The sequence below is a fragment of the Lyngbya sp. CCAP 1446/10 genome, assembly GCF_026130175.1.
Classification (GTDB): domain Bacteria; phylum Cyanobacteriota; class Cyanobacteriia; order Cyanobacteriales; family Microcoleaceae; genus Microcoleus.
The window spans coordinates 1-21,887 of sequence record NZ_JAIGNI010000040.1; the positions used below are offsets into that span (position 1 = coordinate 1).

Genomic DNA, 21,887 nt, shown 5'->3' on the forward strand with positions numbered 1-21,887 from the left:
CAAGCTCCGTCAGGTTAGTCAAGGATGCTAGTGGTTTGATGTCGCTGATTTGATTGTTGATGAGGAAGAGCTCCGTCAGGTTAGTCAAGGATGCTAGTGGTTTGATGTCGCTGATTTGATTTTCTTCGAGCCAGAGCTTCGTCAGGTTAGTCAAGGATGCTAGCGGTTTGATGTCGCTGATTTGATTTTCTTCGAGCCAGAGCTTCGTCAGGTTAGTCAAGGATGCTAGCGGTTTGATGTCGCTGATTTGATTGTTGATGAGGAAGAGCTTCGTCAGGTTAGTCAAGGATGCTAGCGGTTTGATGTCGCTGATTTGCTTTTCGCTGAGGTCGAGTTCCGTGAGACTAGAAAGTTTCCGATCGCCCGCATCGCAATCATTAGTCCCTGCTTCCTCCAACAACACTTCAACAGTATGTTTAGTTTCAGGACTCAAATCAGCTTTTTGGCGACACCAATCGGCAAATGTTCGCCTATTGTTTCCCGGTTGCGCCCTCGCAACTTCGGAGTAAAGCGCATTTCCAGATAATGCTACGATCGCGCTCAAAGCAACTACTATCAACTTTCGTAAATTCATATATTTCTGTGTAACTTTGTTTGCTAAATGGATAATTGTGCATCAATACCAAAGAAACCGGGTTTTTATCGATATTAAAGGTGGCGATAGAAGATTTTTGCACAAAACCCGGTTTCTGCCTCAGCCCGATCGATGAAAAGATAACAACAACTAACAAAAAATAGCCCCTATAAGGTACAGACAGGTATGCAAACTGTCCCAGTTCGATCGCGCCCCTTCAGATATAAATTAATAATAGATTCAAAAACAACTCTTTAATCTCACACAAATCGCAACAATCCTTATGAACAACACATCCTATCAAATGAGTGACATTGAACGCGCCAACCTCAGCCGCACGATCGACTATAGTTCCATTCGATCGATACCTGAAATTTGGGCGATCGCCAAACAGCGATTTCCCCAAACCGTCGCCCTCCACGACCCCCACACCCAGCCAGAAATCAAACTCACCTACACCGACCTCTACCAACAAATCCAGCAATTCGCCCGCGGCTTGCAAGCCCTCGGCATCGAATCCAACCTCGAAGAAGCAATCCCTCCCCGCGTCGCCCTCTTCGCCGACAACAGCCCCCGCTGGCTGATAGCCGACCAAGGCATCATGACCGCCGGGGCCGCCAACGTCGTTCGAGGCGCCACCGCCGACTCCGAAGAACTCCTCTACATCATCCAAGACAGCGGCAGTACCGCCTTAGTAGTCGAAAACCAGGCATTACTCAAAAAACTCCAACACCGCCTCCTCGACTTACCAGTCCAACTCGTCGTCCTCCTCTCCGACGAAGAACCGGAAACCAACCAAACCCTCAACACAGTCAAATTTTCCGAAGTCATGGCCAGAGGGGCAAACCGCCCCCTCAAACCCACCAACCACAAGCCTCAAACCCTGGCCACCCTCCTCTACACCAGCGGCACCACTGGCAAACCCAAAGGCGTGATGCTGACCCACAGCAACCTACTGCACCAACTCACCACCTTGGGCACAATTCTCCAGCCCGAAGCCGGCGAATCTGCCCTCAGCATCCTCCCCAGTTGGCACGCCTACGAACGCACAGTCGAATACTTCCTGCTTTCCCAAGGATGCACGCAAATTTACACCAGTATTCGCTATTTCAAACAAGACTTTAAAACTTGCAAACCCCAGTATATGGTCAGCGTTCCGCGCATCTGGGAATCGATTTACGAGGCAGTACAAAAGCAATTTCGGGAACAGCCGCCCAACAAACAAAAATTGGTGAATTTCCTGTTGTCTACCAGCCAACAATACATAGAAGCCCGCCGCATTTTTCAAGGATTAACTCTCAATTTAAAACCTGCTTCTGCTTCCGAAAAACTAATCGCCCGCACCAAAAGCATTCTGTTGTCGCCCCTCCACGCGATCGCCGAAAAACTGGTTTACCAAAAAGTTCGGGAAGCTACGGGAGGACGTTTTAAGTGGGCAATTAGCGGCGGCGGTTCTTTGGCCGCGCATTTAGACAATTTCTTTGAAATCGCAAATATCGGTTTGTTAGTCGGGTATGGTTTAACTGAAACATCCCCAGTTTTGACTGTCCGCCGCCCTTGGCACAATCTTAAAGGTTCGGCGGGACAGCCGATCGCCCATACCGAGATTAAAATAGTAGATCCCGAAACCAGACAGCAACTGCCCACAGGCCAGCGCGGTTTAGTATTGGGTCGCGGGCCGCAAATCATGGCAGGATATTATCTTAATCCCGAAGCTACTGCTAAGGCGATCGACTCCGACGGCTGGTTTGACACTGGCGATTTAGGCTGGCTGACACCGGGAAACGACTTAGTTTTGACTGGGCGGGCCAAAGATACGATCGTCCTCAGCAACGGCGAAAACATCGAACCGCAGCCGATCGAAGATGCCTGCCTCCGCAGCCCCTACATCGACCAAATTATCGTAGTAGGCCAAGACCAAAAATCGATCGGCGCCTTAATTGTCCCCAATTCAGAAGCCCTACTCAAATGGGGCGAAACTCAGAGTCCGCCAATACAGGAAATTGACTGGAATAGCAAGACAATTCAAGACTTATTCCGCCAAGAGTTGAACCGGGAGGTGAAAAATCGCCCCGGATACCGCGCGGACGATCGCATTGGCCCGTTCCGGTTGATTCAGGAGCCGTTTTCGATGGAAAATGGAATGTTGACCCAGACCCTGAAAATTAAGCGCCCGGTTCTGACTGAACACTACCGCGATATGATTGACGGGATGTTTTGAAAATATTCGCAGGACTTGGGGAATGGAAAAGCAAAAATTATCCCAACACCCGAGTCGCGAGTCCCAGTCCTCAGTCCTCAGTCCTTAATCCTCAGTCCTGAGTCATTAGTCCTGAGTCATTAGTCCTCAGTCATGAGGAAATGTTTATCAACTAATGTTTATCAACTAATGACTAATGACTAATGATTAATGACTAACGACTAATTCCTAATTCCCAATTGACAAGCAACAAATTTATGGAAGCACAATTACTCTTGAAGCGATCGATTAACGTTAAAGTCGTCGTTACTCCCCGCTGGAAAGAAGAAGCTCAACAGCAACTACAAGCACAAATCAATCAAATAGATTCTCAGCTACAACAGCTAGAAATGCAAGGGCAGCGGATGGTTTCAGAAATCCAAAAGCAAAACCTGCAACCCCCCGGCCCGCAAGTAATGCAGCAAATAGAAAACATTCAAGTGCAGGTAAATCAAAGAAAGAGTGAACTGCTAGAACAGAAAAATCAAAACCTGCAACAGCTTCAGCAAGTGCAGGTGCTAGACCTCGAACAAGAAGTGAGTCAAGGTCAAATTGACGGCACGTTCACCGTTGGGCTGGGAGAAAACTTGATTCAAAAAATGCAAGTAGAAGTTCTGCTCCGCGATGGCATTGTCGAAGAAATTCGAGGTGATATTTAGAACTTAGAAATTGGTAATTGGTAATTGGTAATTGGTAATTGGTAGGTAATTTTGAGTTGATGGCCCCACATCTTCGGACTAGAGGCTGGCATAATAATAACTATTGCCGATCGCCGATCGCCAATTATCAATCGCCAAATACCGATCGCCAATTACCAACTCACAAGGACTTTTTAGAGATGATTCGCGAAGTTTTCATGCCAGCCCTGAGCTCTACCATGACAGAGGGCAAAATTGTTTCCTGGGTCAAATCCGCTGGCGACAAAGTAGAAAAGGGCGAAACCGTAGTCGTGGTTGAATCCGACAAAGCCGACATGGATGTCGAGTCTTTCTACGAAGGCTATCTAGCAATAATTATTGTACAAGCCGGCGAAGTTGCTCCAGTGGGAGCTGCGATCGCCCTGGTAGCAGAAACAGAAGCCGAAATTGCAGAAGCTCAGAAACAAGGAGCCGGCGCGCCAGCAGCCGCAGCCGCAGCCCCAGCAGCCCCAGCCCCTGTCGCAGCTACCGCATCAGCAGGTTTGCAGCAAAACGTCAGCCGCCAAAACGGCCGCAGCATTGTTTCTCCCCGTGCTCGCAAGTTAGCCAAAGAATTTAAAGTAGATTTGAATTCGATCAAAGGCAGCGGCCCCAACGGTCGCATTGTTGCAGAAGATGTGGAAGCAGCAGCAGGTAAAGCCCAACCCGCTCCGGTTCAGCAACCAGTCACAGTCCCCGCAACACCCGCAGCCGCAGCACCCGCAGCAGCGAAACCCGCAGCAGCGAAACCCGCACCCGCACCAGTCCCAGCAGTGGCGCTTTCCGGTAACAGAGTACCGATGAACGCGCTGCAAAATGCGGTAGTGCGCAATATGGAAGCAAGTTTGAGCGTGCCCTGTTTCCGCGTCGGCTATACAATTACTACTGACAATCTCGACAAACTCTACAAACAAATTAAGTCGAAAGGCGTCACGATGACGGCTATGCTGGCAAAAGCAGTAGCAGTAACTTTACAAAAACATCCTCTGCTGAATGCTTGTTATGTGGAGTCGGGAATTCAACACCGGGCTGATATTAATGTGGCGGTAGCGGTGGCGATGGATGGCGGCGGTTTGATTACGCCGGTGTTGCAAAATGCCGATCGCCTCGACATATATTCGCTCTCCCGTAGTTGGAAGGATTTAGTCGATCGCGCCCGCGCCAAACAGCTAAAACCTGACGAATACAGCACGGGAACTTTTACTCTTTCCAATTTGGGAATGTTTGGAGTAGATAAGTTTGACGCGATTTTGCCCCCGAATCAAGGCTCGATTTTGGCGATCGGCTCTTCGCGGCCGCAAGTGGTAGCCAACCAAGATGGTTTGATGGGAGTGAAGCGCCAAATGCAAGTAAATATTACCTGCGATCACCGGATTATTTACGGTGCTGACGCTGCATCTTTCTTGCAAGATTTAGCCAAATTGATTGAGACAAATCCTCAATCTTTGACGCTTTAATCAGTAGTCAGTAGTCATTAGTCAGTAGTCATTAGTCATTAGTCATTAGTTATTAGTTATTAGTGAGGATTTTAGCGGTAGGGTGCGTCAGTTGTGAGATTGTGAGTAAAAGAGCAAAAATCTGATTATTCGCTCCGCACCCTACTTCTTGGTATCATTGCGATCGCGAACGGGGACAGCACTCGAATATCATTCCGATATCAGCGGATTTGAGATCGCAACTAATAACCAATGACTGATAACTAATGACCACTAACAACAGTCAACAGTCAACAGTCAACAGTCAACAGTCAACAGTCAACAGTCAACAGTCAACAGTCAACTGACTAATTACTCGATCGCACAGTCAAGACTTGCGGCGGCGTCGCATCCGGCGGATACAAGAAATCCACCTGCACCAAACGGCGTTCCCCCGGCTTCATATTCACATTCACCAAAGGTTCCCCCTGCTGTCCCCGGCGCTGCACGATGTGAATGTAGCGCGTCAAAGTTTTCCCCGTATCATCATTAAACATCACCCGCAGCGTACCTCGGAAAAATATCCGATTTTCCGGCGGATCGTAAAACATCAATCCACCCGATTTTGTATTTGATTTAATCGGTGTTTGCATTCTAATACTCACCGATTGAGACTCGCGAGATTTGTTATAAAGCGGAAAAGTTAAGTTGTATTGAATCCCGTAATTCCCGTGAGCAAAATAAGAAGTATCGGGATAGCGAGCTAACATTTTAGCGCTTTGAACTTGGCCAGTGCCAAAAGTACCCGTATCAGTAGTGCTAAAAGCATAGGAAAATGACTCGCCGCGCTTAGGAATCGTTAAATAATCGGTTCTCGAATTGTCAGTAATTTTAGCTTTCCACTCAGAACCTTCAGCTACTCCCGCCACGCGCCCGTAAATTTTTTGCAGCGGATTTTCGTCTGGCGGAGTAGGTGCTAAATCTCTCGGCCCCGCTAAACCTTTGGTATTTAAAATATTTTCCCACTGTTCTAAAGTCGGATGTTGTTCGACTCCATTTTTAGTTTGAGGAGCAAACATTGCTAAACTAGCTACATAAACCGAATTGCTGCTCGACATTCGCATCAAAGTCGATCGCCCGTTGGAAGCAGGCGTAACATTCCCCACAGGTATCGGCAAATTCATCAGCATTCGGCTCTGCATGGCCGGAATCTCGATCTCCGCCGGCAAAATGCTTTGTCTGTACCCCCGCAGCACATCGCTCGTAATCCGGCTTCCAGGCCCCGCAAACACCGTGCCGAATCGATTTTCTAAATACGAGGGCAAATCGACAAACAACGCATCCGGGCGAGTTAAATAGGTAGCTCCTTGCAATACTTTTAAAGTAACAGGTTCCGAGTTGGGATTGTAGACAATTATTCCTTGAAATAAGGTGCGAGTTTCCCGGCGATTTTTAGCTTTGGCGATGTGGTGAGCGAAGATATCAAATCGACCTTTGAAGGGAAAGTTTAAGTGTGCAGAAGGTACTTGTTTGCCTTCTTGGGGAAATGTGGAGAGCAAAATGCCTTCGGTTTGCACAACTTCCGGGCTGTTGCTGTTGAAAACGGGAATGTTGTCGAGTTTTCCCGGCAAAACGCGCACTTGCTGGGGCACCGTTACGGTGTTCAGCGGGGCGGTTGTCACAGGTGGTGGCACATCCCGTTCGTTTTCCGGTAGCGGGACTTCTGGCTGGATGATCAGTTCTTGGGCGGGACTTGTGGGGATTGCTTGAGCTAAGGGTAGAATTGGTAACAAAAACATAGCTGCGATCGCGTTTAACTGAACTTGCCGATTGTCTTGACAGAGCAATCGACACAAAACTTTACCACAACTAGGTTGCTATTTTTGGGGATTTTGGGATTTTAGCTGAATGTTTGCGGTAATTAGGGCGATCGACCAATTTATGAAGTTCTAGCCCCCCCTTAATAAGGGGGAGTTCTATGTAGCACTTATTTTGCAAAATGGTATTAGTTCTTCGACGGAAAAATGTGGTCCGATGACAAGACGCACTGGCCCATAACTGTGCGATCGCACTCTCGATCGACTACACCCCCACTATACCCAGGACGGTGCAAACGGACTTGATATGATTAATTACCAATTACCAATTACCAACTTGCGTTATTTCTGTTTTAGGACTACCAACGTAATGTCGTCAAAAACTTTCTGCTTGTCAATATGTTGCCGCACATCATCAATTACTGCTTGTCGAATTTCTTCAACTGTTTTGTGGCGATTTTCTTTCGCCACTTGGCACAATCTTTCTATGCCGTAATACACTCGATTTATATTTATAGCTTCGGTAATTCCATCTGTGTAAAGCACTACTATATCCCCTGGATTAAGATGCACTTGAACTTGGGAAACAAAACCAGAAATATCTTCCTCTAATCCCAGAGGAAAGCCGAGTTCCATTGTATCGATCAGTTCGATGTTACCATCAGTACGGACTACAATTATTTCTTCATGTTGACCGCTGATGGTGAGGTTACTATCTTGATAATCTAACAAAGCCAAGGTCATATTTTTAGACGACTCAATGCGCTCGATATTGGCATAAAGGGTGCGGTTTAACACATCAAGAAACTTCACCGGATCGGTTTCGTTCATTTGTTGGAGAGTGCGGACGGCGGTTTGCGCCATAATCATTAATACGCCACTTTCTAAACCATGTCCCGTAACATCGCCGATGCTAATTTTTACCTGATCATTTTGGGTTAGCACGTCGTAGTAGTCGCCACCAACTTCATCGGCAGGCTGCATATATCCAGCAATTTCTAATCCTTTAATTTGATCTAGTTCTGATTGTTTGGGCAAGATCATTTGTTGCAGTCGTTTGGTGACTTCCAACTCAGCACTGAGGCGGATGTTTTCGGCTTTAAGTTTGTAGTTTAGGGCGCTAATTTCCTGGTTTGCTTCGGCGAGTTGGGCGGTGCGTTGTTGCACTTTTTCTTCTAAAGTTTGATAGAGGCGGGCATTTTCAATGGAGATCGCAGCTTGGGCGGAAATTATGTTGAGGACTTCTAGGCGATCGCGCGTAAAAGCCCCCGCTGTTAAATTATTTTCTAGGTATAAGATGCCTACCAATTTACCTTGGTTAATCAGGGGGCTACACAAGATAGATTTAGGTCGCTGCTGAATAATATACGGGTCAGATGCAAACCTGCTTTTATTCGTTGCATCATCGATCGCAAGAGTTTCTTGCGTGCGTGCTACATAATTAACCAGCGAGATAGGAATCTCTTGACTTTCAGTCGCTGACTTGGAGATTAATTGACATCGTTCACCCGTATATTGAGCTTCAATTTTCCACTTACCTGCTGGTTCAGGTATGAGGAAATAAAATTTTTCTGCTCCTGCGTTTTCCAGCAAGACTTGCATCAAATTCGAGAGCAATTCATCCAGATGAACTTTCCCTGAAAGCGCTTGGGAGGCTTTGATAATTGTTGATAAATCCAGCTCGTTTGCAGCACCTGAACTGGTAGAAGTGACAGTGGTTCTGGTCTGAACAATCATTTCGTCTCTTCCACTCGTCAGGCTCTTTTTCCTACCGACGATAGGTGCGAGTAATTCAGCATGGCGCTCTTCTAAATCTTTAACTTTTGCCTTTGCTCCCCAGCGAATATAAGCATAGTAAGCGTCAATTAAATAGGTACGCGCTACTTTCTGACGACCTAAAGTTAAATAAAATTCTGCTGCGAGTTCATTGGCGAGGGCTTCATCCTGCACATATCCATTTTCCTTGGCTCCATCAATCGCCCGGTCGTAATATTCCATTGCTGAGAGAGATTGCCCCAATACGCGGGCTTTTTCTGCTTCTACTAAGTCATACTTGTGTTGGTAATTCATTGGGCAATGGGAAGCCCGATATTTCATTTTTTCCTGATTTTCTTCTACTTGCTTTAAGTAATGTTGCTGCTTTGACTCGGTTTCCTGAAAATACTGAGCTAAAAGAGCCAAAGAATAGTAAAAAATATGTTCGGTAAAGCTAAAGTTAGCTTGGATAATTGTTGAATAATTGACTCCTGTAACACCATAATCTATAGCTCTTGCATAATCTTTAAATAAATAGCAAAGCATGGTTTTAGCAAAAAACACTCTAAACAAGGCAATTGTATTATTAATTTTTTGAAGATATGCAATTGTTTCTTTCTCATCTAATAAATCGCCAATTAATAGCAATTTATTGTGTGCTTGACCCATTAAATTTGCCACTAATTGACCGATAATTTTGATGAGATAAAGCTGATGTTCTTGGGAAAGATTAGCTGTTAAATCGCTATAGTGTTTTTGTTTCGCTTGCACATAATCCAGATGCTCTCCCTTGAAAAATAGATGCGAGCAGTAGTAATCAGCAGCATGACAAGCATATTCTATATCACCGACTTCTAAGCCGTTATTAATTGCTTGAAGCAAGGGTTCTATAGTGGTTGCCAAAGGCTTTTTTTGATGGTGAATACTGATAAAAATATTAACGAATACTTTAGATAAAAACTCTTTTGCATTTGACCGCTCCAATAACTGCAAAGATATTTGACTCAGTTGATAGGCAGAATCTATATCTGGTATTAGCCAAGATATGAGCGAACCATACATAGAATAAGCGTAAGTAGAAAGCAACGAATTTCCATACTGAATCGAGAGTTCAATCATAGTATATAGAATCGGTAGTGCCATTGCGCTCGATCCAAAACAAGCAGGAGGCCATATAAGAATTAAAATTTGCATTGCCGCTAGCTTGTAGGGAGCAGTCATTCTTGGCAGGTTAGTTAACTCTTCAAAATTTAAGTTTTGCGGAGCTGATTCAGCTAGGGATACTCCTAGTATTTCTAGAACTTGCAGTCCGGTATCTAACGCAGATTTAATCTGGTTTTTAGCAATTTCAAATCTAATTTTTAGATCGTATAATTTAACTTTTTCAAGGGTAGTTTTGGCGGTTTGCAGAGCGCGATCGCACAAGAGCCCAGCTCGTTCTAAATTGGCATTGAGATATTCGGCTTCGGCCGCTTCCAGATAAAAATTAAATGTCAGATCGTATCTACTTTCCCAGCTATCTTGACTCAGGAGTTCTATACCTACATTCAAATAATTAACAGCAGCTTCATACGCAGTCGCTGCTTTTGCTTTCTGTCCGGCGATCAGGTTTAATTCAGCTAACTCATCTTTTTGTGACTGATTAGTTAGCAAATCTGTGCCAAAATTCAGTTGGTTAACTAGAGCAAAAATATTTTCTTTTCGCTCTTGAGGCGTTGTATTATTCAGCAGCAGTTGACCAATTTTCAGGTGAGTGGATTTTTTCTCTGACTCTGGAATCAAAGAATAAGCTGCTTGCTGCACTCTGTCGTGCAAAAATTTGTAGTCAACTTTGATATCCCGTACAGATGCCAACTCTTCCTGGGCAAAGACTAGAGGAATTTTGTAATTTTCCGACAGTGGCAGAATCAAACCAGCTTGCATTGCCTCCCACAAATGAGCAGCAGTCGCTAAGTTAGATTCTTCATTGACAATTGATAAAACTTCTAAGTTAAATTGGTTGCCGATACAAGCCGCTAGTTTTAATGCTTTCTGCGTTGCTTCTGGGAGTTTACGAATATTTCTGGCAACCAGTTCAACAATATTGAAATCTGCGATGCCAATGGCTTGGATTTGTTGAATATTCCATTCCCAGCGGTCTGTATCTACTTGATAAACCAGCAGATTTTCCGAGTACAGGGTTTTGAGTAGCTGTGTCAAGAAAAATGGATTGCCTTGGGTTTTATTAAAAAGTAATTCAGAAAAAACTTTAATTTTGTCTGACTTTACGCTGGCATCGAGAGTGTCGGCGATTAATTGGTTGACGCTATCCAAAGCCAGGGCCTGAATGGTGATATTATTCACCACCGTTGCAGTTTCTTGAATTTTTTCTATGGTCTGAATTAAAGGATGCACGGGACTGACTTCGTTATCTCGATAAGCTCCAATCGTTAACAAATATTTGTTATCTGGGTCAGTGACTAAGAGTTGGATTAACTTGAGAGATGCCGAATCTGCCCACTGTAAATCGTCTAGGAATATGACTAGCGGGTGTTCTGGTTGACAAAAAACGCGAATAAATTGTTGAAATACCCGATTAAATCTGTTTTGGGATTCCGATGAACCCAGTTGAGGAACTTCAAGCTGTTTACCGATAATTAGTTCGACTTCGGGGATAACATCAATAATAACTTGACCGTTCGTACCTAGCGCTTTTAATAAGTTTTCTTTCCAAATAGCAATCTGTTCGGAACTTTCGGTTAATAGTTGACGGACTAATTCTTGAAATGCTTGGATTAAAGCTGCATAGGGAATATTGCGCTTAAATTGGTCAAATTTACCCGCAATAAAATACCCCCTCGCTGCTACAATTGGTTTATGAACTTCATTGACAATTGAAGTTTTACCAATCCCGGAATAACCGGAAACTAACATCATCTCGGTGACACCAAGGCTGACTCGCCCAAAGGCATCTAGAAGGGTTTGGACTTCGGTTTCTCTGCCATAAAGCTTCTGGGGAATGAGTAATTGGTTGCCGCGATCGCGTTGACCGATGGGAAAGTTTTCAATCTTTCCAGTTGTCTGCAATTGCTGCAAACAAGTTTCCAGGTCAAATTTTAATCCCGCCGCACTTTGATATCGGTCTTCCGCATTTTTTGCTAACAGTTTTATCACAATATCTGAAACCGCTTGGGGAATTTCTGCTACCTCTTTGGGTGGGACTGGTTGTTTGGCAATATGACAGTAAACCAACTCCATCGGATCGGTGGTAGTAAATGGCAACTGGTTGGTCAGCATTTCATAGAAAGTCACTCCCAAAGAATAGAAGTCGGTGCGATAGTCAATGGCTCGATTCATCCTCCCCGTTTGTTCGGGTGACATATAAGCGAGAGTCCCTTCTAGCAAGTTGGGATTGCTAATGCTTTGGTTTTTCAATTCCAAGCGCGATGAAATACTAAAGTCAGTCAGTTTTACTTTTCCGGTCGCTGGATTGATAATGATATTTGAGGGCTTAATGTCTTTGTGAATGATCGGTACTTGATGGAGATAGCTCAAAGTTTCGGATAGAGCGATCGCGCCTCTTATAAAATCGGTTATTGACAGTTTATTAGCCGCTATAAAATTAGCAAGTGATTGACCGCCAAAATCTTCTAATATCAGAGCATAACTATTTTGATAGTTGTTTAAACTGTATGTTTTGACAAGCCCTTCACAATCTAAATTTTGAGTAATTATAAACTCTTGCCTTAAATTTGTGATTTGTTCTAGGGTAGGATGTTCATCTTTTATGATTTTAACAATAACAGGTTGTCTATCTCGATTTCTTATACCTCGATAAACAACGGTTCTTATGCCGTCGTAAATCTTTTCTCTAATTTCGTAGGCTGAAATGGCGATCATTATTTTTACCTTTTCTTTTAAGAAACTATTATATATCCAGCCAGATTCATGGAGAATCTGGCTGGATCAAATTTTTACTCTCTTTCAAAGCGAGAGTACAACTCTTTAGCAAACAAATCCTGAATCTCTTTATCGAGTTCTGGAGGAGATTGGAAGTTCTTTGCTAAGTCCTCGTAATCTTCCTTCAGCGAGATTTTGTATTCAGATAAACGAGATCCTATTTGTTGTAACCAAGCTGTGTGTAATGTAAATGCAAAGTTGAGCGATTCATGGTAAAGCTTGCATATTGCTCCCTGCCTTAAAGCATCTGCCTTGAAAATCCAGATTTCATTTCTTTCGGGTGTGAAAACGTTACAAGTAATATAACCATCTGTTGAACTCCCTTGGTTACCACGGCGCGGCATAAACTGTGGCGAACTCACCATATAGCCAGGAGGAAACGGGTACTGATCGGCAATTTCCATCGAGCATGTTTGCAGTCGGAACAAACAAGGTGGTATACCCTGTTCAGCAAGGCTTAACAGGTTTGATTGTGGCACTTGCTGGTACTTATAGTCTTTGAAGAGGTCGCACATGAACTGGGTCATCAGATTTTTCCAGAGTCCAAAAGAACTCCAGTAAATATTATCTAACTTTCCGGGAGTCATACCCGACGAAGGGAGTCTATCAAGATAGGTGTATAACGATGGCCCCCAGGTGTACCTTCGATCTGAAATAACTTTTGATTCAACGGGTGCTTCCTCCTGGCTTTTGCCGTCAATTACATAGCGTCCCAGGCGGCTAATATCCATCAGATTGAGTTCCATCCCAGGCCAAGGAGAAGACACGGGATCGTGGGGTGGATAGGCAGAAAGGTCATACGTGCGGAGCCATTCAGCAACATCCCAAGCACAAATATGAGAAATGTGAAGCGTAATTTTGTCGTCAGGATTGTCATAGTCCACCAGAAAGTGGGAAGCTTCGAGGGGAACTACCACTTTCCGCACGACAACTTTAACTTCCGGTTCATTCATGGCCGGGCGTTGTCCCTTTGCCAGGTCACTACGGCTCACAATATAGATGATTGAATCGGGTGATGGCGGACTTTCCAGCAACTGTCTGAGAATTCTTTCTCGCTCCTTGTGGTCTGGAAAAGGATTGTTGAGTATTTGTTCGATTCCAGTACTAAAGGATGTATCCATCAAAACAACATAATCTTTGGTTACTCCAATCTGATGAATAGTTTGCTTGATGCTGACTGGCGAACCATCGGGGTTGACAAGCGTCCATCGCTCTAAAGGATTTATGCCATCCCAACGAATCAGATAGACGAAATCTTCTAAACCTTTAAATCGTTCCCAAAGTTGACGGACTTCTGGAAAAAGTTTGTCTACTGCCTCAAGGGAAGGAATGGTATCAATAAAATTTTCTAACGATCTGCCGTAATTGACCGCAAACATTTCGTGGGTGTAGGTATCAAAGGCAGGATGTGCGGTACTAAAAATGGGTGGAAAGAGATAGGGCAGATTAATTTCAGGGCGCCACTCTTTATTTGACCCAACTGGAGTAATCACCTCAAGGGTATGTGTATTAATTTCATAAGGACGACCCGCGTCATAAGTTACTAGCAGTCGCTCAGATTCGTCTTGAGAGAATTTTACCGGCAGAAACGCTGTATTTAACTCGTTGCGAGCGCCCAGAAGTAAGGAAAACCTTAAGATGCCATGATTGCGAAATCCCAACTGGGTACCCTTAGTTGCCTCGTCAAAATAGTAATCTAGCGGCTTGGCAATCTGTGTCTTCACAGTTACTTTACCTTTTTGATTGAAATCAAGTCGGTAAACCATGCCGTCGCCATTTAAGAATGAGTCTCCGTCTTTAAAGGGAAGACCGCCTGATTCCACGGTACCCACTGGCCCAACGAAAAAGATGTGACCCTGTAAGTCGTCTGGTAAGTGGCCTTCAAAAATCTCCAGTTCAACATTGTCGAGTTCTTCCCGACTTGCGGTCATAATCGACTGAGGAACTGGGGGACAGCTTGCTTTGGTATTGCTCTGAGTTGGTTCACTCATGTGATTCTCCGGGGTGAGATGTAATAATGGTAACAGTGTAGATAAGTATTTGATTTATGAATGGGAAATGAGGACTGTAACTTAGATACTATCTTGGATAAAGATTTGGGCGTTGCTGATTTACGGTATGAAAGGCTAAATATGCAATTCATAAAAACCAGCGTCTACAAAGCTTCTGGATTTTTCAATTATTTATTTCATACCGTAAATAAGCAACGCCAGATTTGATATCTATTCTCCCCTCCCCTGCGTCAAAGCGCAATTGGAATCGACATTAACTTATTATCGGCTCTCTCGTACTTATGGTGATAACGTAAGCTAATAATTTAGCACGATCGACGGTTTCAACATTCAGCTTTTAGATACTAAGTATCATGGGCTACTTTTAACACCAAGCATCGGGGAGAGCGGAGGAAAAAATTATGTGATTAGATGTTGGTATCGACACTGATGTCATGAATGCTGCACTGGGGCAAGCGTAACAAGTCGCTTTAACTGACACATCAAGGTGCGACTGGGCTAAAATGTGGCGCGCCACATTTCTGGGGCAACTGTTCAATTAATGCCATGATATAAATGTGTGGCAATGCTCATACTGACGATCGCCACCAACCAACAACCAGTTTGGGCTAGAGCTACCAGAAAGTTGCCAGCCTCTGCGCTCTCAAATCGGTTCTATAAAACCGACACATTTTTAATGACGATAATTTTAACCAACGACGACGGCATCGACGCTCCGGGGATTCAGGCACTTTTGCAGGCTGTAGAAGGCAAAACAATTATGGTGGCTCCGCAGGGGCAATTGTCGGGCTGCGGGCATCAAGTGACGGCTCACAGTCCGATTCATGTCGATCGGCGATCGGAATTTGAGTATGCTGTAGGGGGAACACCAGCCGATTGCGTGCGAATCGCTCTTCATCACGTTTGTGCGAAGCCGGATTTGGTGCTTTCGGGTATTAACGCGGGTGGCAATTTGGGGGTTGACGTGTACATTTCCGGTACGGTTGCGGCTGTGCGGGAAGCAGCTATGCACGGTATTCCGGGCATCGCAATTTCCCATAGAATTAAAAGGCCGCTCGAAATAGACTGGGATGTCGCGACTCGCTGGACATCGCGGGTGTTGGCGGATTTGCTCAATCGGGAATCGAAGCCTGGGTGTTTCTGGAATGTGAATTTGCCACATTTAGCGCCGGGAAGTGCGGAACCGGAAATTGTGTTTTGCAAGCCTTCGACTGAGCCGCTGCCGGTTGAGTACAAAATGGAGGGAGAATATTTTTATTATGTCGGAGAATATGGGAATCGCGATCGGGCGGCGGGAACTGATGTTGATGTCTGTTTTGGCGGTAATATTGCTGTGACTGAGATATCGCTATGATGGGATTGGGTAACTACATTTTTTGGGCAAAAAAGCGGAACTAGGCGTAAAAATCGAGGGACTAAATTTTGAGGATGCAACGCAATTGCTATTTTTGCCCAAAAGTCATGACTTGTAGCGAACCGTAATTATACAATCATCATGGCGAACTGCCTTAAGTCGCAATTAACCTCAACTGTTATTAGGAATTGAAACTGAAACCTAATTTGCTAAGGCTTTCGCTATCTACTTGCGGTTGTCTGTGCCATAATTTTTGTTGTCATCCTTCGGCTTAGCCACACCGTCAGGTTGTTTCTTGGGCTTTTTGACTTCTTTGTTGCTTTTTCTTTCTTTTGACATGATGATTCCTCAATTTTCACTCAGCATAACATAGATTGAAACATCTGCCTAACCGCAAGTAGAGCGGGTTGCCTCAAACGAATTTTAGATTGTATCCGGTCAATTACCCTTAAGAAAATGTGCTCGCAGCATCGGACTTCAGTCCTCTGAAAATGCTGAGGACTAAAGTCCTCACTACAAACCTATTTTACTGCTGTTTTTTCAGCGGACACGATCTTACTCGCTGTTAGTTTTTTATAATCTGTGGTAGATTATCAACTAGGTTTTGAACACAGAGCATCTACCGCTAGGAATATCCATAAATTCCTCATCGGTAAAATATGTGAAATTACTTTTAACCGGACTGTTTTGAGGTCCCAGTCTGAAATTCTTGATTTACCCGAAAGCCTATAGTGTGCCTCGGCAAGCGTTGCCTTCGTACCGCTCCCCCCTGAAACCCTTATTCTACGGTTGACAGTCAAAAACTGTCCGAAGTGTTGCACAAAGAACAAAGTATATTGAAAAATATAAAGTTAATTTTCAGCTTTGTTCAAAGTGCGATCGCGCCAGCTTCGTTAGATATAAAATATTTATCAAGAGCTAAGAATTTCTAGATAAATTTTCGCTATTAGGAATCTAACCGCTATGGACGTAACCGAGCTACTCAAAGACTACGAAAATGGCAACAGAGACTTTGCAGGGGCCGAGCTGAGCGGAGCCGACCTCAGCGGAGCCATCTTGGACGGAGTAAACCTTTCGAGGGCTAACCTGTCGGGAGTTAATCTGAGTCGAGCCCATCTCACCAAAGCAGAACTCAACGGCGCAAACCTTTGCAGGGCAAATCTGAGTTTTGCCAAAATGGGCCAAGTCAGATTAGCCGATGCAGAACTCACGAAAGCCAATCTCAGCGGAGCTTTCCTCGTCAAAGCAAAACTTCCCAGGGCAAAGTTGAGCGGCGCCCAACTCATCGGTAGTAACCTGCGGAGCGCCATCCTCTGGAACGCCAATTTATGTACGGCTAACCTCCAATTCGCCAACCTGCGGGGCGCGAACCTCACGGGAGCCAACCTCAACTGGGCTAACTGCGGAGGGGCCAAACTTAGCGGTGCAAAGCTCTTTGCCACTGAACTAACAGGCATCAATCTCAGGAAAGCTTACATCAATGGTATCGACCTCAGCAGGACGGATCTCAATGGCGTCAACCTCAGCGAATCCAAACTGAACGGGGTCAATTTGGAAAGCTCGAACTTGGTAGCAGCCAATCTCAGCGGTGCTCAGTTGCGTGGTGTCAAGTTGATGGGAGCAGATTTAACCAGGGCAAATCTGGTGGGAGTTTCTTTGGTGCAGGCAAATCTCGATTGGGCTAGGCTGTGTTATGCCGACTTGAGCGAAGCCGACTTGAGTGGCGTAACATTCATCGGAGCTAACTTTGAGGGTACTGTGTTAGCCGGATCAACAAAGGGTGCACCTGTGAGCTATGGTGTCTACCTAACAGTGGCGGATATTGTCGCAGTTTAGTAAACGGCAAAAATCACTCTCGCATTGGTTTAACTTTTGATACAGACATCATTACTTTTGTGAGAGTGCTGCACAGACAAGCAATTTACCGCTATTTTCCAGAGTTTTTAGCATCACCATTGATCTTACCCGATTAATTTCGCGACTCGCAAAGCAGAGGTAATCGCTCCTTCGTGCAAACCATCTCCCAAATAAGCTCCTGCATGATAAGTGTTGTTCTCGCCGTTAGTCTCGATAACTTCGTCTCGGTATCGAAAAGACTCGACAGTATACAGCGGCGTGTGATGTTTTTGGATGTGAATAATTTGGTTTTTGGCGATCGCCTCATCAAGTCGAAATGCTAAACTATAATCTCGCGGTGACGAAATGCCGCAAAGCTGATTCAAGCTCGCATTATAGCCCCATCCCTTCTCCGTCTCGAAAAAATCAAATTCTGATAACTTGCGGATACCATAGCGATCGTACATCGAAGTATCCGAATGTAGCACCGTCGTGGCATAATTGGGTTTCCACGCCGAAAACCGCTTCGTTTCCGCATCCGTCGGGTCAGCCAACAGCCTCATCACTTGGTCTGGTGGCATCGCAAAAACCACCTTATCAAACTCCTGAATCTCCCCATCTGAAAGCACAATTTTTACAGCATCAGCACTTCTAAAAATATTGGCAATCTCCACATTCAGCCGTATATCACCCTTAAATTGCCCCAGAATCTTTTCAATGTAAGAATACACCCCGCCTTTAATCCTCACCCAACTAACCGAGGCATAGGCGCGTAGCATCGGCATCGCCAATTCTGCCGGAAAATTGTCGAGCAATTCAAACGGTATCGAGTAGCTGTACATCGTCAGCAACTTCAGCCAATCATTGCGGACGCACGACCTTTTCAAACTCTGAGAAAGCGGCATATCATAGAAATCGTGTTGTTTAGCAAACCGCATTTTTAAAATAAATCCAGCCGAACGAGCGTAGAGACTATCGAGCCGCAAATACTCACTCAGGCGTTGGATACCGGTGAAATTCTTTTCAATAGATACTCGCGACAAAAAGTGTTCGCCATCTTTAAAAAACAGCGCTGAACCAATCTGCACAGGTTCTAATTCAACGCCTAACTCCTGCATAAAAGCAACGAAATTGTAAAACACAGTGGGAAATTCCAGCACCCCATTTTCTAATATTTCATTGCACTCAGATTGATTGGGTTCAACATTTTTGTTGAGCGTCCGAATGTGTCCGCCTAAAATCGGCTCTCTTTCCAACACAGTGACGTGATGCCCCTGTTTATCGAGCCAGTAGGCTGTCGCCATACCGCTAGCTCCGCCCCCAACAATTACAATTTTCATAGTTTACTCCTAATTTATAGGTTGGATCGCTATTAATTGAATGCTTGTATTCCGGGTAGGAAACGGCACCGCTCGGAGGTGTCAATTTAACCAGAAAAACCTTTTTATCTCTCGTTTGTAGCGGAGTCTCGATCCCCCTAAATCCCCCTTAAAAAGGGGGACTTGAAGAAAAACTTTTGTATTTCTCGTTGATCGCCGAGACCAGATCCCCCTAAATCCCCCTTAAAAAGGGGGACTTTGATAACTTCTTGTCCCCCCCTTCTTAAGGGGGGCTAGGGGGGATCTGGACCTCAGCATCAAACAGTAGATCCATGCTATATTTGATGCTAAGCTGACACAAATAGGCATTGCCGTCTCCTCATAGATATCAGACTATTTTCGATCGCCCAAAGCCTCAACCCAACCTCCGAAATATCGCTGTTATTTAATTGTGATTCCTCACCCTAAAATCGCATCGCCGGATAAACGCTGATAAAGCAGCGCCCCCGTCCAAAATGTCGGCGCAAAGCCTGGATAGCCCGAAGAAGCGTTGCAGAAATAGAAATTGTTGAGGGATGTTTCGTGATTTAGCCGATCGACCCCCATGTTTTTCGGCGTCAGGATAGAACCGTAGGAATTGCCATTAGGGCACCAGCAGAAGCGCTCGTTAGTGGTAGGACTTCCGGTAATATGAAAAACCATGTGTTTGCGAAAATCTGGAACATAGTGTTTTTCAACTACGTCTAAAATTGAGTCTAAAATCTCTTGTTTCTTCTGCCTGTAAGCTTTTTTATCGCTCTCCCAAAGTTGCTTAAAATAACCGTAATTAGCAACAGTCAGAAATTCCACAATTTGACAATCTTCTGGACAATCCCGCCGCGCTTCTGTCAAAAAAGTCGGCGTGGTAATCGCAAAACTCGGACGAGAGAAATCATTTTTATCGTACATTTGAGCAAAAGCTTCATTCAGATCCAAATGTTCGGAATGAAACGTATTCCACTTGCCAAATCCATAGTCTCGGAGATCGATATCTTTGACAACACAGTACACCATATAGTTAGATGCCGAATACTCATAGTTGAGTTTCCGCCGCACTGTTTTAGAGAACTGTTCCTCTCCAATCATCTTGGCCGCTCTTTTGGGGTCAAGGTTGCAAATCACCGTGTCGCCCGTGAATTCATGGGTTTGATGCGTGGTCAAATCCATCGCTTCAACTCCCGTGACAGTTTTATCTGTCAGCCTGAAATTTGTGACTTCATGGTTTAGTAGAACTTTCCCGCCGTTAGATTCAATGACTTTAACTAAAGAATTTATGACATTTTCAAAATGCTGCGTCGGGTAAAATGCACCTTCTTGATAGCCTCGAAACAAAGCAATCCAAGCATAGAAAGAAAGCTGGTTTGGAGGTAGCAAAAAGTCCGGCCATTGCAGGGCTAATAGAGTTTGGGCGGCTTGCGGGAGTTGGAACTTGTCGAAAACGTCTTGAAGTGTACTATTGAGGTGTTGGATGGCGCAGAATACGTCACCGAAATTTTTGATTAATTCAATTGGCTTGACGGGAGGAGCGAGTTTTCTGAGTCCCGCGCCGGTTTGCTCAACTTCGTTGACAAATTTGCGAATTCTCTCGCTGGCTTCGGGAAACAGCGCCGACAATCTGCGGATTAGTTCTTCTGGTTCTGAGGGAATATCTAGCGCGTACCCAGGCATTCTCATGTGGTCGTAGCCATTCGGATCGTACCGCTCAAAGGTGACATCGCGATCCAGACCGAGTTTTTTGAGGACTCGATTGACTGTATGTCCTTCGCCACAGTCCCAAACGTAGTGAAATTGAGCATTAAACGTGTATTTTTTGGCCATCGTAAAGGTGTGGCCAAAGCCTCCGGGGTGCTCGTGAGCTTCGAGGATGTGTACGATTTTGCCGGAATTGGCCATCAAGGCTCCGAAAACCAGTGCTGATAAACCACTGCCGACGATGAGGTAATCTGTTTTCATGGGACATTTCCTCGATCGATCGAATCGGGCGATCGGTGTCTATCTAAACTAACTCTAAATTCTGAGGAAAGTGTGAAGTCAACCAACAGCATTGCTGGGCAAGCTGGTCAAAGCATTGTATTAAAGCCGTTTTGCGGTTACTATTAAGATTAATTAAGCTTTCCCGATCTAACTTATAGCTTGTGGAGCGAGTCTTAAAGCCTGCCCCACAATTGAAAAAATCCGGTTTATACCTGGTAAGATAATTCTTAAGATAGAGATTAGTATACCTAATTAGGAGGATGTTAATTAGAGGTGCTAGGTATTATTGATGCGGGACGATCACATCAAAAAAAGCATCATCCAAATCATAACCAAACATCTGCGACATCGCCATCAACTTCGATTTACTGGGAATTCCCTGCTGGTTCAACCAATCAGTCAGCACAAAAATTTTGCTCATCAAAAACATTTCTAAAGCTTCAGGATTGTACTGAATGCCTTGGGTGCGGTGAAACTGGTGCGGCACCAACATCGCCGCATAGCGCGCCAATTCTCCCGCTTTCCAATCTAGCAAAAACGGCAGCCACGGATAGCAAGCATCCAAGCGAATAAACCACAGCCGCACTTCGGGAATTTCGGATATTTCTCGCGGATCTAATTCTTCGCGCGGATACTCAATTTCAAATTGTACCTGTTGTTCGTTTTGGGCGATCGCCCCAGCCGCCAGCCACTGTTCAATCACAGTCCGCACTGGAGACAAATCTAAGCTGTTTATGCGATCGGCATCGATCGCAATCATAATACTCATAAAAATTTAACCTTATATAATTAAGTCATTATCTATAATACCACCAATCACCAATTAGCAATTACCAATTATCTGAAATTCGAGTGATTCATCTCAATCCGTTCAATCCCGTACATTCCCCTATTCATTCTTCCTTCCTTCTTGCTTCGCTCAACTGTCAACTGTCAA

The 21,887-nt window shown here is 44.7% G+C and carries 12 protein-coding genes; 5 read left to right on the forward strand and 7 right to left on the reverse strand.

Annotated elements, in window-relative coordinates:
- Nucleotides 1-574: leucine-rich repeat domain-containing protein (locus K4039_RS17295; RefSeq protein WP_265236886.1), on the reverse strand; the 574-nt coding region annotated here is incomplete at its 3' end.
- Nucleotides 575-857: 283 nt separating this feature from the next.
- Here K4039_RS17295 and K4039_RS17300 point away from each other — a divergent pair.
- From K4039_RS17300 to K4039_RS17310, 3 genes are all read left to right on the forward strand, one after another.
- The gene (locus tag K4039_RS17300) at nucleotides 858-2,795 is read left to right on the forward strand and encodes a long-chain fatty acid--CoA ligase (protein WP_265236888.1); all 1,938 of its coding nucleotides are present in this window, start codon (nucleotides 858-860) and stop codon (nucleotides 2,793-2,795) included.
- 236 nt (nucleotides 2,796-3,031) lie between these two features.
- On the forward strand, nucleotides 3,032-3,472 hold the full coding sequence (locus tag K4039_RS17305; protein WP_265236890.1) for a YlqD family protein: 441 nt from the start codon (nucleotides 3,032-3,034) through the stop codon (nucleotides 3,470-3,472).
- Nucleotides 3,473-3,651: 179 nt separating this feature from the next.
- On the forward strand, nucleotides 3,652-4,947 hold the full coding sequence (locus tag K4039_RS17310; protein WP_265236944.1) for a dihydrolipoamide acetyltransferase family protein: 1,296 nt from the start codon (nucleotides 3,652-3,654) through the stop codon (nucleotides 4,945-4,947).
- A 326-nt stretch (nucleotides 4,948-5,273) separates the two neighbouring features.
- On the opposite strand, the gene K4039_RS17315 is transcribed toward K4039_RS17310, so the two are convergent.
- From K4039_RS17315 to K4039_RS17325, 3 genes are all read right to left on the reverse strand, one after another.
- Nucleotides 5,274-6,704 (reverse strand): DUF3370 domain-containing protein, encoded by a 1,431-nt coding sequence (locus K4039_RS17315; RefSeq protein WP_265236945.1) that lies wholly within the window; start codon nucleotides 6,702-6,704, stop codon nucleotides 5,274-5,276.
- A gap of 360 nt (nucleotides 6,705-7,064) precedes the next feature.
- The gene (locus K4039_RS17320; protein WP_265236892.1) at nucleotides 7,065-12,356 is read right to left on the reverse strand and encodes an AAA family ATPase; all 5,292 of its coding nucleotides are present in this window, start codon (nucleotides 12,354-12,356) and stop codon (nucleotides 7,065-7,067) included.
- Nucleotides 12,357-12,430: 74 nt separating this feature from the next.
- Nucleotides 12,431-14,407, reverse strand: a complete 1,977-nt coding sequence (locus K4039_RS17325) for a carotenoid oxygenase family protein (RefSeq protein WP_265236894.1) — start codon at nucleotides 14,405-14,407, stop codon at nucleotides 12,431-12,433.
- 697 nt (nucleotides 14,408-15,104) lie between these two features.
- Here K4039_RS17325 and surE point away from each other — a divergent pair.
- Both surE and K4039_RS17335 read left to right on the forward strand, forming a co-directional pair.
- Entirely contained in the window at nucleotides 15,105-15,782 is a 678-nt protein-coding gene (surE, locus tag K4039_RS17330) for a 5'/3'-nucleotidase SurE (protein WP_265236946.1), read from the forward strand.
- A 963-nt stretch (nucleotides 15,783-16,745) separates the two neighbouring features.
- Nucleotides 16,746-17,618 (forward strand): pentapeptide repeat-containing protein, encoded by an 873-nt coding sequence (locus K4039_RS17335; RefSeq protein ID WP_265236896.1) that lies wholly within the window; start codon nucleotides 16,746-16,748, stop codon nucleotides 17,616-17,618.
- Nucleotides 17,619-17,743: 125 nt separating this feature from the next.
- Here the strand turns inward: K4039_RS17335 and K4039_RS17340 are convergent, their stop codons facing one another.
- From K4039_RS17340 to K4039_RS17350, 3 genes are all read right to left on the reverse strand, one after another.
- Nucleotides 17,744-18,958: an FAD-dependent oxidoreductase gene (locus tag K4039_RS17340; RefSeq protein WP_265236898.1), complete on the reverse strand. Its 1,215-nt coding sequence runs from the start codon at nucleotides 18,956-18,958 to the stop codon at nucleotides 17,744-17,746.
- Between the two features lie 438 nt (nucleotides 18,959-19,396).
- Nucleotides 19,397-20,929 (reverse strand): NAD(P)/FAD-dependent oxidoreductase, encoded by a 1,533-nt coding sequence (locus K4039_RS17345; protein WP_265236900.1) that lies wholly within the window; start codon nucleotides 20,927-20,929, stop codon nucleotides 19,397-19,399.
- Between the two features lie 304 nt (nucleotides 20,930-21,233).
- Nucleotides 21,234-21,719, reverse strand: coding sequence for a CRR6 family NdhI maturation factor (locus K4039_RS17350; protein ID WP_265236902.1), 486 nt, complete (start codon nucleotides 21,717-21,719; stop codon nucleotides 21,234-21,236).
- Between the last annotated feature and the right edge of the window lie 168 nt (nucleotides 21,720-21,887).